Here is a 15,490-nt window from a genome sequence, read left to right on the forward strand (position 1 = left end):
GGAGACCGGAAATGCCTTTTAAACCTTTAGTGACGGCAGGAATTGAAAGTCTGCTCAACACCTTCCTGTATCGCTCACCCGCGCTGAAAACAGCCCGCTCGCGTCTGCTGGGTAAAGTATTGCGCGTGGAGGTAAAAGGCTTTTCGACGTCATTGATTCTGGTGTTCAGCGAACGCCAGGTTGATGTACTGGGCGAATGGGCAGGCGATGCTGACTGCACCGTTATCGCCTACGCCAGTGTGTTGCCGAAACTTCGCGATCGCCAGCAGCTTACCGCACTGATTCGCAGTGGTGAGCTGGAAGTGCAGGGCGATATTCAGGTGGTGCAAAACTTCGTTGCGCTGGCAGATCTGGCAGAGTTCGACCCTGCGGAACTGCTGGCCCCTTATACCGGTGATATCGCCGCTGAAGGAATCAGCAAAGCCATGCGCGGAGGCGCAAAGTTCCTGCATCACGGCATTAAGCGCCAGCAACGTTATGTGGCGGAAGCCATTACTGAAGAGTGGCGTATGGCACCCGGTCCGCTTGAAGTGGCCTGGTTTGCGGAAGAGACGGCTGCCGTCGAGCGTGCTGTTGATGCCCTGACCAAACGGCTGGAAAAACTGGAGGCTAAATGACGCCAGGTGAAGTACGGCGCCTATATTTCATCATTCGCACTTTTTTAAGCTACGGACTTGATGAACTGATCCCCAAAATGCGTATCACCCTGCCGCTACGGCTATGGCGATACTCATTATTCTGGATGCCAAATCGGCATAAAGACAAACTTTTAGGTGAGCGACTACGACTGGCCCTGCAAGAACTGGGGCCGGTTTGGATCAAGTTCGGGCAAATGTTATCAACCCGCCGCGATCTTTTTCCACCGCATATTGCCGATCAGCTGGCGTTATTGCAGGACAAAGTTGCTCCGTTTGATGGCAAGCTGGCGAAGCAGCAGATTGAAGCTGCAATGGGCGGCTTGCCGGTAGAAGCGTGGTTTGACGATTTTGAAATCAAGCCGCTGGCTTCTGCTTCTATCGCCCAGGTTCATACCGCGCGATTGAAATCGAATGGTAAAGAGGTGGTGATTAAAGTCATCCGCCCGGATATTTTGCCGGTTATTAAAGCGGATCTGAAACTTATCTACCGTCTGGCTCGCTGGGTGCCGCGTTTGCTGCCGGATGGTCGCCGTCTGCGCCCAACCGAAGTGGTGCGCGAGTACGAAAAGACATTGATTGATGAACTGAATTTGCTGCGGGAATCTGCCAACGCCATTCAGCTTCGGCGCAATTTTGAAGACAGCCCGATGCTCTACATCCCGGAAGTTTACCCTGACTATTGTAGTGAAGGGATGATGGTGATGGAGCGCATTTACGGCATTCCGGTGTCTGATGTTGCGGCGCTGGAGAAAAACGGCACCAACATGAAATTGCTGGCGGAACGCGGCGTGCAGGTGTTCTTCACTCAGGTCTTTCGCGACAGCTTTTTCCATGCCGATATGCACCCTGGCAACATCTTCGTAAGCTATGAACACCCGGAAAACCCGAAATATATCGGCATTGATTGCGGGATTGTTGGCTCGCTAAACAAAGAAGATAAACGCTATCTGGCAGAAAACTTTATCGCCTTCTTTAATCGCGACTATCGCAAAGTGGCAGAGCTACACGTCGATTCTGGCTGGGTGCCACCAGATACCAACGTTGAAGAGTTCGAATTTGCCATTCGTACGGTCTGTGAACCTATCTTTGAGAAACCGCTGGCCGAAATTTCGTTTGGACATGTACTGTTAAATCTGTTTAATACGGCGCGTCGCTTCAATATGGAAGTGCAGCCGCAACTGGTGTTACTCCAGAAAACCCTGCTCTACGTCGAAGGGGTAGGACGCCAGCTTTATCCGCAACTCGATTTATGGAAAACGGCGAAGCCTTTCCTGGAGTCGTGGATTAAAGATCAGGTCGGTATTCCTGCGCTGGTGAGAGCATTTAAAGAAAAAGCGCCGTTCTGGGTCGAAAAAATGCCAGAACTGCCTGAACTGGTTTACGACAGTTTGCGCCAGGGCAAGTATTTACAGCACAGTGTTGATAAGATTGCCCGCGAGCTTCAGTCAAATCATGTACGTCAGGGACAATCGCGTTATTTTCTCGGAATTGGCGCTACGTTAGTATTAAGTGGCACATTCTTGTTGGTCAGCCGACCTGAATGGGGGCTGATGCCCGGCTGGTTAATGGCAGGTGGTCTGATCGCCTGGTTTGTCGGTTGGCGCAAAACACGCTGATTTTTTCATCGCTCAAGGCGGGCCGTGTAACGTATAATGCGGCCTTGTTTAATCATCATCTACCACAGAGGAACATGTATGGGTGGTATCAGTATTTGGCAGTTATTGATTATTGCCGTCATCGTTGTACTGCTTTTTGGCACCAAAAAGCTCGGCTCCATCGGTTCCGATCTTGGTGCGTCGATCAAAGGCTTTAAAAAAGCAATGAGCGATGATGAACCAAAGCAGGATAAAACCAGTCAGGATGCTGATTTTACTGCGAAAACTATCGCCGATAAGCAGGCGAATACGAATCAGGAACAGGCTAAAACAGAAGACGCGAAGCGCCACGATAAAGAGCAGGTGTAATCCGTGTTTGATATCGGTTTTAGCGAACTGCTATTGGTGTTCATCATCGGCCTCGTCGTTCTGGGGCCGCAACGACTGCCTGTGGCGGTAAAAACGGTAGCGGGCTGGATTCGCGCGTTGCGTTCACTGGCGACAACGGTGCAGAACGAACTGACCCAGGAGTTAAAACTCCAGGAGTTTCAGGACAGTCTGAAAAAGGTTGAAAAGGCGAGCCTCACTAACCTGACGCCCGAACTGAAAGCGTCGATGGATGAACTACGCCAGGCCGCGGAGTCGATGAAGCGTTCCTACGTTGCAAACGATCCTGAAAAGGCGAGCGATGAAGCGCACACCATCCATAACCCGGTGGTGAAAGATAATGAAGCTGCGCATGAGGGCGTAACGCCTGCCGCTGCACAAACGCAGGCCAGTTCGCCGGAACAGAAGCCAGAAACCACGCCAGAGCCGGTGGTAAAACCTGCTGCGGACGCTGAACCGAAAACCGCTGCACCTTCCCCTTCGTCGAGTGATAAACCGTAAACATGTCTGTAGAAGATACTCAACCGCTTATCACGCATCTAATTGAGCTGCGTAAGCGTCTGCTGAACTGCATTATCGCGGTGATCGTGATATTCCTGTGTCTGGTCTATTTCGCCAATGACATCTATCACCTGGTATCCGCGCCATTGATCAAGCAGTTGCCGCAAGGTTCAACGATGATCGCCACCGACGTGGCCTCGCCGTTCTTTACGCCGATCAAGCTGACCTTTATGGTGTCGCTGATTCTGTCAGCGCCGGTGATTCTCTATCAGGTGTGGGCATTTATCGCCCCAGCGCTGTATAAGCATGAACGTCGCCTGGTGGTGCCGCTGCTGGTTTCCAGCTCGCTGCTGTTTTATATCGGCATGGCGTTCGCCTACTTTGTGGTCTTTCCGCTGGCATTTGGCTTCCTTGCCAATACCGCGCCGGAAGGGGTACAGGTATCCACCGACATCGCCAGCTATTTAAGCTTCGTTATGGCGTTGTTTATGGCGTTTGGTGTCTCCTTTGAAGTGCCTGTGGCAATTGTGCTGCTGTGCTGGATGGGGATTACCTCGCCAGAAGACTTACGCAAAAAACGCCCGTATGTGCTGGTTGGTGCATTCGTTGTCGGGATGCTGCTGACACCGCCGGATGTCTTCTCGCAAACGCTGTTGGCGATCCCGATGTACTGTCTGTTTGAAATCGGTGTCTTCTTCTCACGCTTTTACGTTGGTAAAGGGCGAAATCGGGAAGAGGAAAACGACGCTGAAGCAGAAAGCGAAAAAACTGAAGAATAAATTCAACCGCCCGTCAGGGCGGTTGTCATATGGAGTACAGGATGTTTGATATCGGCGTTAATTTGACCAGTTCGCAATTTGCGAAAGACCGTGATGATGTTGTAGCGCGCGCTTTTGACGCGGGAGTTAATGGGCTACTCATCACCGGCACTAACCTGCGTGAAAGCCAGCAGGCGCAAAAGCTGGCGCGTCAGTATTCGTCCTGTTGGTCAACGGCGGGCGTACATCCTCACGACAGCAGCCAGTGGCAAGCTGCGACTGAAGAAGCGATTATTGAGCTGGCCGCGCAGCCAGAAGTGGTGGCGATTGGTGAATGTGGTCTCGACTTTAACCGCAACTTTTCGACGCCGGAAGAGCAGGAACGCGCTTTTGTTGCTCAGCTACGCATTGCCGCAGAATTAAACATGCCGGTATTTATGCACTGTCGCGATGCCCACGAGCGGTTTATGACATTGCTGGAGCCGTGGCTGGATAAACTGCCTGGTGCGGTTCTTCATTGCTTTACCGGCACACGCGAAGAGATGCAGGCGTGCGTGGCGCGTGGAATTTATATCGGCATTACCGGTTGGGTTTGCGATGAACGACGCGGGCTGGAGCTGCGGGAATTGTTGCCGTTGATTCCGGCGGAGAAATTGCTGATCGAAACTGATGCGCCGTATCTGCTCCCGCGCGATCTCACGCCAAAGCCATCATCCCGGCGCAACGAGCCAGCCCATCTGCCCCATATTTTGCAACGTATTGCGCACTGGCGTGGAGAAGATGCCGCATGGCTGGCTGCCACCACGGATGCCAATGTCAAAACACTGTTTGGGATTGCGTTTTAGAGTTTGCGGAACTCGGTGTTCTTCACACTGTGCTTAATCTCTTTATTAATAAGATTAAGCAATAGCATGGAGCGAGCCTCACCATCGGGTTCGGTGAAAATGGCCTGAAAGCCTTCGAACGCGCCTTCGGTAATAATCACCTTATCACCCGGATAAGGGGTTGCCGGATCGACAATGTCTTTCGGTTTATATACCGATAGCTGATGAATCACCGCCGATGGGACTATCGCTGGCGACGCGCCAAAGCGCACGAAGTGGCTGACACCGCGGGTCGCGTTGATAGTCGTGGTATGAATCACTTCTGGATCAAATTCGACAAACAGGTAGTTGGGAAACAATGGCTCACTGACTGCAGTACGTTTTCCACGCACGATTTTTTCCAGGGTGATCATCGGTGCCAGGCAATTCACAGCCTGTCTTTCGAGGTGTTCCTGGGCACGTTGAAGTTGCCCGCGCTTGCAGTACAGTAAATACCAGGATTGCATAATGACTCTTATCCGTTTAATCGGGGCGCAAGGATAGCAAAAGCTTTAAGCTAAGTTAATTATATTCCCCGGTTTGCGTTATACCGTCAGAGTTCACGCTAATTTAACAAATTTACAGCATCGCAAAGATGAACGCCGTATAATGGGCGTAGATTAAGAGGCTACAATGGACGCCATGAAATATAACGATTTACGCGACTTCTTGACGCTGCTTGAACAGCAGGGTGAGCTAAAACGTATCACGCTCCCGGTGGATCCGCATCTGGAAATCACTGAAATTGCTGACCGCACTTTGCGTGCCGGTGGGCCTGCGCTGTTGTTCGAAAACCCTAAAGGCTACTCAATGCCGGTGCTGTGCAACCTGTTCGGTACGCCAAAGCGCGTGGCGATGGGCATGGGGCAGGAAGATGTTTCGGCGCTGCGTGAAGTTGGTAAATTATTGGCGTTTCTGAAAGAGCCGGAGCCGCCAAAAGGTTTCCGCGACCTGTTTGATAAACTGCCGCAGTTTAAGCAAGTATTGAACATGCCGACAAAGCGGCTGCGTGGTGCGCCCTGCCAACAAAAAATCGTCTCTGGCGATGACGTCGATCTCAATCGCATTCCCATTATGACCTGCTGGCCGGAAGATGCCGCGCCGCTGATTACCTGGGGGCTGACAGTGACGCGCGGCCCGCATAAAGAGCGGCAGAATCTGGGCATTTATCGCCAGCAGCTGATTGGTAAAAACAAACTGATTATGCGCTGGCTGTCGCATCGCGGCGGCGCGCTGGATTATCAGGAGTGGTGTGCGGCGCATCCGGGCGAACGTTTCCCGGTTTCTGTGGCGCTGGGTGCCGATCCCGCCACGATTCTCGGTGCAGTCACCCCCGTTCCGGATACACTTTCAGAGTATGCGTTTGCCGGATTGCTGCGCGGTACCAAGACCGAAGTGGTGAAGTGTATCTCCAATGACCTTGAAGTGCCCGCCAGTGCGGAGATTGTGCTGGAAGGGTATATCGAACAAGGTGAAACGGCGCCGGAAGGGCCGTATGGCGACCACACCGGTTACTATAACGAAGTCGATAGTTTCCCGGTATTTACCGTGACGCATATTACCCAGCGTGAAGATGCGATTTACCATTCCACCTATACCGGGCGTCCGCCAGATGAGCCCGCGGTACTGGGCGTGGCGTTGAACGAAGTGTTTGTACCGATTCTGCAAAAACAGTTCCCGGAAATTGTCGATTTTTACCTGCCGCCGGAAGGCTGTTCTTATCGTCTGGCGGTAGTGACGATCAAAAAACAGTACGCCGGACACGCGAAGCGCGTCATGATGGGCGTCTGGTCGTTCTTACGCCAGTTTATGTACACTAAATTTGTGATCGTTTGCGATGATGACGTCAACGCACGCGACTGGAACGATGTGATTTGGGCGATTACCACCCGTATGGACCCGGCGCGGGATACTGTTCTGGTAGAAAATACGCCTATTGATTATCTGGATTTTGCCTCGCCTGTCTCCGGGCTGGGTTCAAAAATGGGGCTGGATGCCACGAATAAATGGCCGGGGGAAACCCAGCGTGAATGGGGACGTCCCATCAAAAAAGATCCAGATGTTGTCGCGCATATTGACGCCATCTGGGATGAACTGGCTATTTTTAACAACGGTAAAAGCGCCTGATGCGCGTTTGTTTTGCCCTATTTATCGATCCGACAGAGAAAGCGCATGACAACCTTAAGCTGTAAAGTGACCTCGGTAGAAGCTATCACGGATACCGTATATCGTGTCCGCATCGTGCCAGACGCGGCCTTTTCTTTTCGTGCTGGTCAGTATTTGATGGTAGTGATGGATGAGCGCGACAAACGTCCGTTCTCAATGGCCTCGACGCCGGATGAAAAAGGGTTTATCGAGCTGCATATTGGCGCTTCTGAAATCAACCTTTACGCGAAAGCAGTCATGGACCGCATCCTCAAAGATCATCAAATCGTGGTCGATATTCCCCACGGAGAAGCGTGGCTGCGCGATGATGAAGAGCGTCCGATGATTTTGATTGCGGGCGGCACCGGGTTCTCTTATGCCCGCTCGATTTTGCTGACAGCGTTGGCGCGTAACCCAAACCGTGATATCACCATTTACTGGGGCGGGCGTGAAGAGCAGCATCTGTATGATCTCTGCGAGCTTGAGGCGCTTTCGTTAAAGCACCCTGGTCTGCAAGTGGTGCCGGTGGTTGAACAACCGGAAGCAGGCTGGCGTGGGCGTACTGGTACCGTGTTAACGGCGGTATTGCAGGATCATGGTACGCTGGCAGAGCATGATATCTATATTGCCGGACGTTTTGAGATGGCGAAAATTGCCCGTGACCTGTTTTGCAGTGAGCGTAATGCGCGGGAAGATCGCCTGTTTGGCGATGCGTTTGCATTTATCTGAGATATAAAAAAACCCGCCCCTGACAGGCGGGAAGAACGGCAACTAAAACTTTATTCAGTGGCATTTAGATCTATGTCGCATCCGGCAATTGGTGCACGACGCCTGATGCGACGCTGGCGCGTCTTATCAGGCCTACATTGGTGCCGGATCGGTAGACCGGATAAGGCGTTCACGCCGCATCCGGCAAGTGGTTAAACCCGCTCAAACACCGTCGCAATACCCTGACCCAGACCGATACACATCGTCGCCAGACCAAACTGAACGTCTTTGCGTTCCATCAGATTCAGCAGCGTGGTGCTGATACGCGCACCGGAACAGCCCAGCGGATGACCCAGCGCGATCGCACCACCATTGAGGTTGATCTTCTCGTCAATCTGCTCCATTAGCCCGAGATCTTTAATGCACGGCAGGATCTGCGCGGCAAAGGCTTCGTTCATCTCAAACACGCCGATATCGCTGGCAGAAAGCCCCGCTTTTTTCAGCGCCAGCTTCGAGGCCGGAACCGGGCCGTAACCCATAATCGATGGGTCACAACCAACGACCGCCATCGAACGCACACGAGCGCGCGGCTTAAGACCTAATTCATGGGCGCGGCTTTCACTCATCACCAGCATGGCAGCTGCGCCATCGGAAAGTGCAGAAGATGTGCCCGCCGTTACCGTACCGTTTACTGGATCAAACGCCGGACGCAGCGTGGCGAGGGCTTCCACGGTGGTTTCCGGGCGAATCACTTCGTCGTAATTAAACTGCTTCAGGACGCCGTCGGCATCGTGACCACCAGTTGGGATGATTTCATTTTTAAATGCGGCCGACTGCGTGGCGGCCCAGGCGCGGGCGTGTGACCGCGCGGCAAAGGCATCCTGCATTTCACGGCTGATACCGTGCATACGCGCCAGCATTTCTGCCGTTAAGCCCATCATGCCCGCCGCTTTGGCGACATTGCGGCTCAGGCCGGGGTGAAAATCGACGCCGTGACTCATCGGCACATGGCCCATATGCTCCACGCCGCCAACCAGACATGCCTGCGCATCGCCAGTCATGATCATTCGTGCTGCGTCATGCAGTGCCTGCATGGATGAACCACACAAGCGATTGACGGTAACCGCCGGGACAGAGTGCGGCACTTCTGCCAGCAGCGCCGCGTTACGGGCGATATTAAAACCCTGCTCCAGCGTCTGCTGCACACAACCCCAGTAAATATCGTCGAGGGCCGCCGCTTCCAGCGCCGGGTTACGCGCCAGCAGGCTACGCATTAAATGAGCGGAGAGATCTTCTGCACGCACGTTACGAAAAGCACCGCCCTTCGAACGGCCCATCGGGGTGCGAATTGCATCGACAATGACAACCTGTTCCATTGTGACTCCTTAAGCCGTTTTCAGGTCGCCAACCGGACGGGCTGGCTCAACCGGGGGATAGTACGGTTCGTTATGACGCGCTTTATTACGCAGACCTTCCGGCACTTCATACAGCGGGCCGAGGTGCTGATATTGCTGTGCCATATCGAGGTATTTTGCGCTACCGAGGGTGTCCAGCCAGCGGAACGCGCCGCCGTGGAACGGAGGGAAGCCCAGGCCGTAGACCAGCGCCATATCCGCTTCCGCCGGAGTGGCGATAATGCCTTCCTCCAGACAGCGCACCACTTCGTTGACCATCGGGATCATCATGCGGGCGATAATCTCTTCTTCGCTGAAATCGCGCTTCGGCTGGCTCACTTCTGCCAGCAGGTCTTCAACGGCGGCGTCTTCTTCTTTCTTCGGCTTACCTTTGCTGTCTTCTTTATAACGCCAGAAACCGAGGCCGTTCTTCTGACCAAAGCGGTTGGCATCAAACAGCGCGTCGATGGCATCGCGGTAATCTTTCTGCATCCGCTGCGGGAAGCCTGCTGCCATGACAGCCTGAGCGTGATGCGCGGTATCAATGCCCACGACATCCAGCAGATATGCCGGACCCATCGGCCAGCCAAACTGTTTTTCCATCACTTTGTCGATCTTGCGGAAATCCGCGCCGTCGCGCAGCAGCTGGCTGAAACCGGCGAAATACGGGAACAGCACGCGGTTAACAAAGAAGCCGGGGCAGTCGTTAACCACAATCGGCGTCTTGCCCATCTTGCTCGCCCAGGCGACAACTTTCGCGATGGTTTCGTCGGAGCTTTTCTCGCCGCGAATAATTTCTACCAACGGCATCCGGTGTACCGGGTTAAAAAAGTGCATTCCGCAGAAGTTTTCCGGGCGTTCCAGCGCGTTGGCCAGTTCGCTGATAGGAATGGTTGAAGTGTTAGACGCCAGCACGGTATCCGGGCGTACTTTTTGTTCGGTTTCTGCCAGTACGGCTTTTTTCACTTTCGGGTTTTCGACAACCGCTTCTACCACAACATCCACGCGGTCAAACCCGGCGTAGTCGAGCGTTGGGTGGATTGTGGAGATCACGCCAGCCAGTTTCAGACCATCGATCTTGCCGCGCTCAAGCTGCTTGTTCAGCAGTTTCGCGGCTTCGGTCATGCCGAGGGTTAACGACTTGTCGTTGATATCTTTCATGACAACCGGCACGCCTTTCCACGCAGACTGGTAAGCGATGCCGCCGCCCATAATGCCTGCACCCAGCACCGCGGCCTGTTTCGGGGTTTCAACGTCTTTGGTGAGTTTCTTCGCTTTGCCTTTTACATATTGATCGTTAAGGAAAATGCCGACCAGTGCGCGGGCTTCGTTGGTATGCGCCAGCGGGACAAAACTTTTGTTTTCCAGGTTTAAGGCTTCTTCACGACCAAAACGGGCCGCAGCTTCAATGGTTTTTACTGCGGTGATGGGGGCCGGATAATGTTTCCCCGCTGTTTGTGCGACCATCCCTTTAGCGATGGTGAAGCTCATGGTGGCTTCAATCTTGCTCAGTTTTAGTGGTTCCAGCTTCGGCTGACGTTTTGCTTTCCAGTCGAGGTCGCCGTTAATGGCCTGGCGTAAAACCGCCTTTGCGCCTTCAACCAGTTTTTCTGCTTTGACTACGCCATCCACCAGACCGATTTTCAGCGCCTGATCCGCGCCGACATCTTTACCGGCGGCAATGATTTCCAGCGCACTGTCAGCGCCCAGCATACGTGGCATACGTACAGAACCGCCAAAGCCCGGCATGATGCCCAGTTTGGTTTCCGGCAGACCGATGCGCAGATCCGGCGTCGCCAGACGATAATCGGTCGCCAGCACGCATTCGCAGCCACCGCCCAGCGCATAGCCGTTGACGGCAGCAATGGTCGGCACCGGCAGATCTTCCAGGCGATTAAACACGCTATTGGCAAAGTGCAGCCACTGACTTAACTGTTCTTCAGGAACGAGGAACAGGGACAAAAATTCGGTGATATCAGCACCGACGATAAAGGCTGCTTTGTTCGAACGCAGCAGCAGCCCTTTTAGATCTGATTGCTGTTCCAGCACGCCGATGGCCTCGCCGAGGCTGGCGACGGTCGCAGTGTCGAGTTTATTAACTGAACCTGGGGCATCAAATACCAGTTCGGCAATGCCATCTTCCAGCCAGTCAAGGTACAGGGTGTCGCCTTTGTAAAGCATGTCAGTCTCCTGAATCCGCAAGGTGATCTGGTCGTACCAGATGCATCGAAGTGTGTATTTTGTGTTAAAAATATGCAAATAAAAGATTAAAGAAATGCCGATCTGATCACGCTCGGCAGAAATCACGCTCTGGATGAACGATGTGCTAAGATGCGGAGACTTAAGGTCAAAAAAACAGAAGGGTAAAAAATGGAATCACTGGCCTCACTCTATAAAAATCATATAGCTACCTTACAGGAACGGACTCGCGATGCGCTGGCGCGCTTCAAGCTGGATGCGTTACTTATTCACTCCGGCGAACTGTTCAACGTTTTTCTCGACGATCATCCCTATCCGTTTAAAGTGAACCCGCAATTCAAAGCGTGGGTGCCGGTAACTCAGGTGCCAAACTGCTGGCTGCTGGTGGATGGCGTGAACAAGCCGAAACTGTGGTTCTATCTGCCGGTTGATTACTGGCACAACGTCGAACCGCTGCCGACCTCTTTCTGGACTGAAGACGTGGAAGTGATCGCGCTGCCGAAAGCCGATGGCATTGGTAGCCTGCTGCCTGCTGCGCGCGGGAATATCGGTTATATCGGTCCGGTGCCGGAACGTGCGCTGCAACTGGGTATTGAGGCCAGCAATATCAACCCGAAAGGGGTGATCGACTACCTGCATTACTACCGCTCCTTCAAAACCGAGTACGAACTGGCCTGTATGCGTGAAGCGCAGAAAATGGCGGTCAACGGTCATCGCGCGGCAGAAGAAGCGTTCCGTTCTGGCATGAGCGAGTTCGATATCAACATTGCCTATCTGACCGCGACCGGTCATCGTGATACCGACGTACCTTACAGCAACATTGTGGCGCTCAACGAACACGCTGCGGTGTTGCATTACACCAAACTGGACCACCAGGCACCGGAAGAGATGCGCAGCTTCCTGCTGGATGCCGGGGCCGAATATAACGGCTATGCGGCTGACCTGACCCGTACCTGGTCGGCAAAAAGTGACAACGACTACGCACAGCTGGTGAAAGACGTAAATGATGAACAACTGGCGCTGATCGCTACCATGAAAGCAGGCGTCAGCTATGTGGATTACCACATCCAGTTCCATCAGCGCATCGCCAAACTGCTGCGTAAACATCAAATCATCACCGATATGAGTGAAGAAGCGATGGTCGAAAACGATCTCACCGGACCGTTTATGCCGCACGGTATTGGCCATCCGCTGGGCCTGCAGGTGCATGACGTAGCCGGTTTTATGCAGGATGATAGCGGTACGCACCTCGCGGCACCGGCAAAATATCCGTACCTGCGCTGCACCCGTATTCTCCAGCCGGGCATGGTGTTAACCATCGAACCGGGTATCTACTTCATTGAATCGCTGCTGGCACCGTGGCGTGAAGGGCAGTTCAGCAAGCACTTCAACTGGCAGAAAATTGAAGCACTGAAACCGTTCGGCGGCATTCGTATCGAAGACAACGTGGTGATCCACGAAAACAACGTGGAAAACATGACCCGGGATCTGAAACTGGCGTGATGGAAAGCTGGTTAATTCCTGCGGCACCGGTCACGGTCGTTGAAGAGATCAAAAAGAGCCGCTTCATAACGATGTTGGCGCATACCGATGGCGTTGAGGCGGCGAAAGCGTTTGTTGAATCGGTGCGGGCAGAACACCCCGATGCCCGCCACCATTGCGTGGCGTGGGTGGCGGGTGCGCCGGATGATTCTCAACAGCTGGGTTTCTCTGACGACGGGGAGCCGGCGGGAACGGCAGGTAAACCGATGCTCGCCCAGCTAATGGGCAGCGGCGTCGGGGAAATTACCGCTGTGGTAGTGCGCTACTACGGCGGCATATTGCTTGGCACCGGTGGGTTAGTGAAAGCGTATGGCGGCGGCGTGAATCAGGCGCTGCGCCAGCTAACGACCCAACGCAAGACGCCATTAACCGAATATACTTTGCAATGTGAATATAGTCAGTTAACCGGCATTGAAGCGTTGCTGGGGCAGTGTGACGGCAAAATTATCAACAGTGATTATCAGGCATTCGTTCTGCTGCGGGTGGCGCTTCCGGCGGCGAAAGTGGCTGAATTTTCCGCAAAGCTGGCGGATTTTAGCCGTGGTTCATTGCAATTGTTAGCGATTGAAGAATAATCCCCACTTCGTTTTGCAGAACTAAGGAAGCGGCAGAGATGCATTTTCGCGCCATTACCCGAATCGTTGGACTACTGGTCATCTTATTTTCAGGGACCATGATTATCCCTGGGCTGGTAGCACTCATCTACCGGGATGGAGCGGGCCGCGCTTTTACCCAGACCTTTTTTGTCGCCCTCGCCATTGGCTCTATGCTGTGGTGGCCGAACCGCAAAGAGAAAGGCGAACTTAAATCCCGTGAGGGGTTTCTGATAGTGGTGCTGTTCTGGACCGTGCTGGGTAGCGTCGGTGCGCTCCCTTTTATCTTCTCGGAAAGCCCGAACCTCACGATTACCGATGCGTTTTTTGAATCTTTCTCTGGCCTGACCACCACCGGGGCCACTACGCTGGTGGGGCTGGATTCGCTCCCTCACGCCATCCTCTTTTATCGCCAGATGCTGCAATGGTTTGGCGGGATGGGGATCATCGTGTTAGCGGTTGCGATACTGCCTATCCTCGGCGTGGGTGGGATGCAGCTCTATCGCGCAGAAATGCCCGGCCCGCTGAAAGATAACAAAATGCGCCCGCGAATTGCGGAAACGGCGAAAACCCTGTGGTTGATTTATGTCTTGCTGACCGTCGCCTGTGCGCTGGCGTTGTGGTTTGCCGGAATGGATGCCTTTGATGCCATCGGCCATAGCTTTGCGACTATCGCTATTGGCGGCTTCTCGACACATGATGCCAGTATCGGTTATTTCGATAGCCCGACTATTAACACTATCATTGCTATCTTCCTGCTGATCTCCGGCTGTAACTACGGTCTGCACTTTTCACTGTTAAGTGGGCGTAGTCTGAAGGTTTATTGGCGCGATCCGGAATTTCGCATGTTTATCGGCGTACAGTTTACGCTGGTGGTTATTTGTACCCTCGTACTGTGGTTTCATAATGTCTACAGTTCGGCGCTGATGACAATTAACCAGGCGTTTTTCCAGGTGGTGTCGATGGCGACAACCGCCGGGTTTACGACTGACAGCATTGCCCGCTGGCCGCTCTTTTTGCCGGTACTGCTTTTATGTTCGGCTTTTATCGGCGGTTGCGCCGGGTCAACGGGCGGTGGCCTGAAAGTGATCCGCATCCTGCTGCTGTTTAAGCAGGGGAACCGTGAGCTGAAACGACTGGTGCATCCGAACGCCGTCTATAGCATTAAGCTGGGGAATCGCGCACTGCCGGAACGTATCCTCGAAGCCGTTTGGGGATTTTTCTCCGCCTATGCATTGGTGTTTATTGTCAGTATGCTGGCGATTATCGCCACGGGCGTGGATGACTTTTCTGCCTTTGCCTCAGTTGTTGCGACATTGAATAACCTGGGGCCAGGGCTTGGCGTGGTTGCTGATAACTTTACCAGTATGAACCCGGTGGCTAAATGGATCCTGATTGCCAACATGCTGTTTGGTCGTCTCGAGGTCTTTACATTGCTGGTGCTCTTTACCCCGACTTTCTGGCGTGAATGATGGAGTAATACGTGAAAACATTAATTCTTTTCTCAACAAGGGACGGACAAACGCGCGAGATTGCCTCCTACCTGGCTTCGGAACTGAAAGAACTGGGGATCCAGACGGATGTCGCCAATGTGCACCGCATTGAAGAACCACAATGGGAAAATTATGACCGTGTGGTCATTGGTGCTTCTATTCGCTATGGTCACTACCACTCTGCGTTCCAGGAATTTGTCAAAAAACATGCGACGCGACTGAATTCGATGCCGAGCGCCTTTTATTCCGTAAACCTGGTGGCGCGCAAACCGGAGAAGCGTACTCCACAGACCAACAGCTACGCGCGGAAGTTTCTGATGAACTCGCAATGGCGTCCCGATCACTGCGCGGTCATTGCCGGGGCGCTGCGTTACCCACGTTATCGCTGGTACGATCGTTTTATGATCAAGCTAATTATGAAGATGTCAGGCGGTGAAACGGATACGCGCAAAGAAGTTGTCTATACCGATTGGGAGCAGGTGGCGAATTTCGCCCGAGAAATCGCCCATTTAACCGACAAATCGACGCTGAAATAAGCATAAAGAATAAAAAATGCGCGGTCAGAAAATTATTTTAAATTTCCTCTTGTCAGGCCGGAATAACTCCCTATAATGCGCCACCACTGACACGGAACAACGGCAAACACGCCGCCGGGTCAGCGGGGTTCTCCTGAG

At 53.2% G+C, this 15,490-nt stretch carries 15 protein-coding genes; 12 read left to right on the forward strand and 3 right to left on the reverse strand.

From position 1 onward, the window contains the following. Positions 1-11: 11 nt before the first annotated feature. The 6 genes from ubiJ to tatD all read left to right on the forward strand — a co-directional run bounded on the left by ubiJ (position 12) and on the right by tatD (position 4,724). Complete coding sequence (gene ubiJ, locus ACJHXA_RS16985; RefSeq protein WP_001295259.1) at positions 12-617, forward strand: ubiquinone biosynthesis protein UbiJ; 606 nt, start codon at positions 12-14, stop codon at positions 615-617. Next, positions 614-2,254, forward strand: coding sequence for a ubiquinone biosynthesis regulatory protein kinase UbiB (gene ubiB / locus ACJHXA_RS16990; RefSeq protein ID WP_000187530.1), 1,641 nt, complete (start codon positions 614-616; stop codon positions 2,252-2,254). Before ubiJ ends, ubiB begins: the two co-directional genes overlap by 4 nt. A 78-nt stretch (positions 2,255-2,332) precedes the next feature. Next, positions 2,333-2,602, forward strand: coding sequence for a Sec-independent protein translocase subunit TatA (gene tatA, locus ACJHXA_RS16995; RefSeq protein WP_001315927.1), 270 nt, complete (start codon positions 2,333-2,335; stop codon positions 2,600-2,602). Between the two features lie 3 nt (positions 2,603-2,605). Next, complete coding sequence (tatB, locus tag ACJHXA_RS17000) at positions 2,606-3,121, forward strand: Sec-independent protein translocase protein TatB (protein ID WP_000459594.1); 516 nt, start codon at positions 2,606-2,608, stop codon at positions 3,119-3,121. Between the two features lie 2 nt (positions 3,122-3,123). Beyond that, positions 3,124-3,900, forward strand: coding sequence for a Sec-independent protein translocase subunit TatC (tatC, locus tag ACJHXA_RS17005; RefSeq protein ID WP_000109943.1), 777 nt, complete (start codon positions 3,124-3,126; stop codon positions 3,898-3,900). A 41-nt stretch (positions 3,901-3,941) separates the two neighbouring features. Continuing rightward, positions 3,942-4,724: a 3'-5' ssDNA/RNA exonuclease TatD gene (tatD, locus tag ACJHXA_RS17010; protein WP_001299486.1), complete on the forward strand. Its 783-nt coding sequence runs from the start codon at positions 3,942-3,944 to the stop codon at positions 4,722-4,724. Here tatD and rfaH read toward each other — a convergent pair. Further along, positions 4,721-5,209 (reverse strand): transcription/translation regulatory transformer protein RfaH, encoded by a 489-nt coding sequence (gene rfaH, locus ACJHXA_RS17015; RefSeq protein ID WP_001192396.1) that lies wholly within the window; start codon positions 5,207-5,209, stop codon positions 4,721-4,723. The genes tatD and rfaH overlap by 4 nt on opposite strands. A 166-nt stretch (positions 5,210-5,375) precedes the next feature. Here rfaH and ubiD point away from each other — a divergent pair, with 166 nt between their 5' ends. Together ubiD and fre are read left to right on the forward strand one after the other, a co-directional pair. After that, positions 5,376-6,869, forward strand: coding sequence for a 4-hydroxy-3-polyprenylbenzoate decarboxylase (gene ubiD / locus ACJHXA_RS17020; RefSeq protein ID WP_000339804.1), 1,494 nt, complete (start codon positions 5,376-5,378; stop codon positions 6,867-6,869). Between the two features lie 45 nt (positions 6,870-6,914). After that, the gene (gene fre, locus ACJHXA_RS17025) at positions 6,915-7,616 is read left to right on the forward strand and encodes an NAD(P)H-flavin reductase (protein ID WP_000209826.1); all 702 of its coding nucleotides are present in this window, start codon (positions 6,915-6,917) and stop codon (positions 7,614-7,616) included. A gap of 191 nt (positions 7,617-7,807) precedes the next feature. Here the strand turns inward: fre and fadA are convergent, their stop codons facing one another. Both fadA and fadB read right to left on the reverse strand, forming a co-directional pair. Next, positions 7,808-8,971: an acetyl-CoA C-acyltransferase FadA gene (gene fadA, locus ACJHXA_RS17030; protein ID WP_000438729.1), complete on the reverse strand. Its 1,164-nt coding sequence runs from the start codon at positions 8,969-8,971 to the stop codon at positions 7,808-7,810. Between the two features lie 9 nt (positions 8,972-8,980). After that, positions 8,981-11,170, reverse strand: coding sequence for a fatty acid oxidation complex subunit alpha FadB (gene fadB, locus ACJHXA_RS17035; protein ID WP_000965943.1), 2,190 nt, complete (start codon positions 11,168-11,170; stop codon positions 8,981-8,983). Positions 11,171-11,359: 189 nt separating this feature from the next. Here fadB and pepQ point away from each other — a divergent pair, with 189 nt between their 5' ends. The 4 genes from pepQ to hemG are packed head-to-tail and all read left to right on the forward strand — an operon-like array spanning position 11,360 to position 15,352. Continuing rightward, the gene (gene pepQ / locus ACJHXA_RS17040) at positions 11,360-12,691 is read left to right on the forward strand and encodes a Xaa-Pro dipeptidase (RefSeq protein WP_000444561.1); all 1,332 of its coding nucleotides are present in this window, start codon (positions 11,360-11,362) and stop codon (positions 12,689-12,691) included. Beyond that, the gene (locus tag ACJHXA_RS17045) at positions 12,691-13,305 is read left to right on the forward strand and encodes an IMPACT family protein (protein WP_001296979.1); all 615 of its coding nucleotides are present in this window, start codon (positions 12,691-12,693) and stop codon (positions 13,303-13,305) included. The genes pepQ and ACJHXA_RS17045 overlap by 1 nt, the downstream gene beginning before the upstream one ends. A 38-nt stretch (positions 13,306-13,343) precedes the next feature. Next, positions 13,344-14,795: a Trk system potassium transporter TrkH gene (trkH, locus tag ACJHXA_RS17050; protein ID WP_000545677.1), complete on the forward strand. Its 1,452-nt coding sequence runs from the start codon at positions 13,344-13,346 to the stop codon at positions 14,793-14,795. 11 nt (positions 14,796-14,806) lie between these two features. Then, a complete protein-coding gene (gene hemG / locus ACJHXA_RS17055) occupies positions 14,807-15,352 on the forward strand; it encodes a menaquinone-dependent protoporphyrinogen IX dehydrogenase (RefSeq protein ID WP_001533834.1) in 546 nt (181 codons plus the stop codon). The last annotated feature ends 138 nt before the right edge of the window (positions 15,353-15,490 follow it).

Source organism: Escherichia sp. WS33 (assembly GCF_046486385.1).
GTDB lineage: Bacteria > Pseudomonadota > Gammaproteobacteria > Enterobacterales > Enterobacteriaceae > ECMA0423.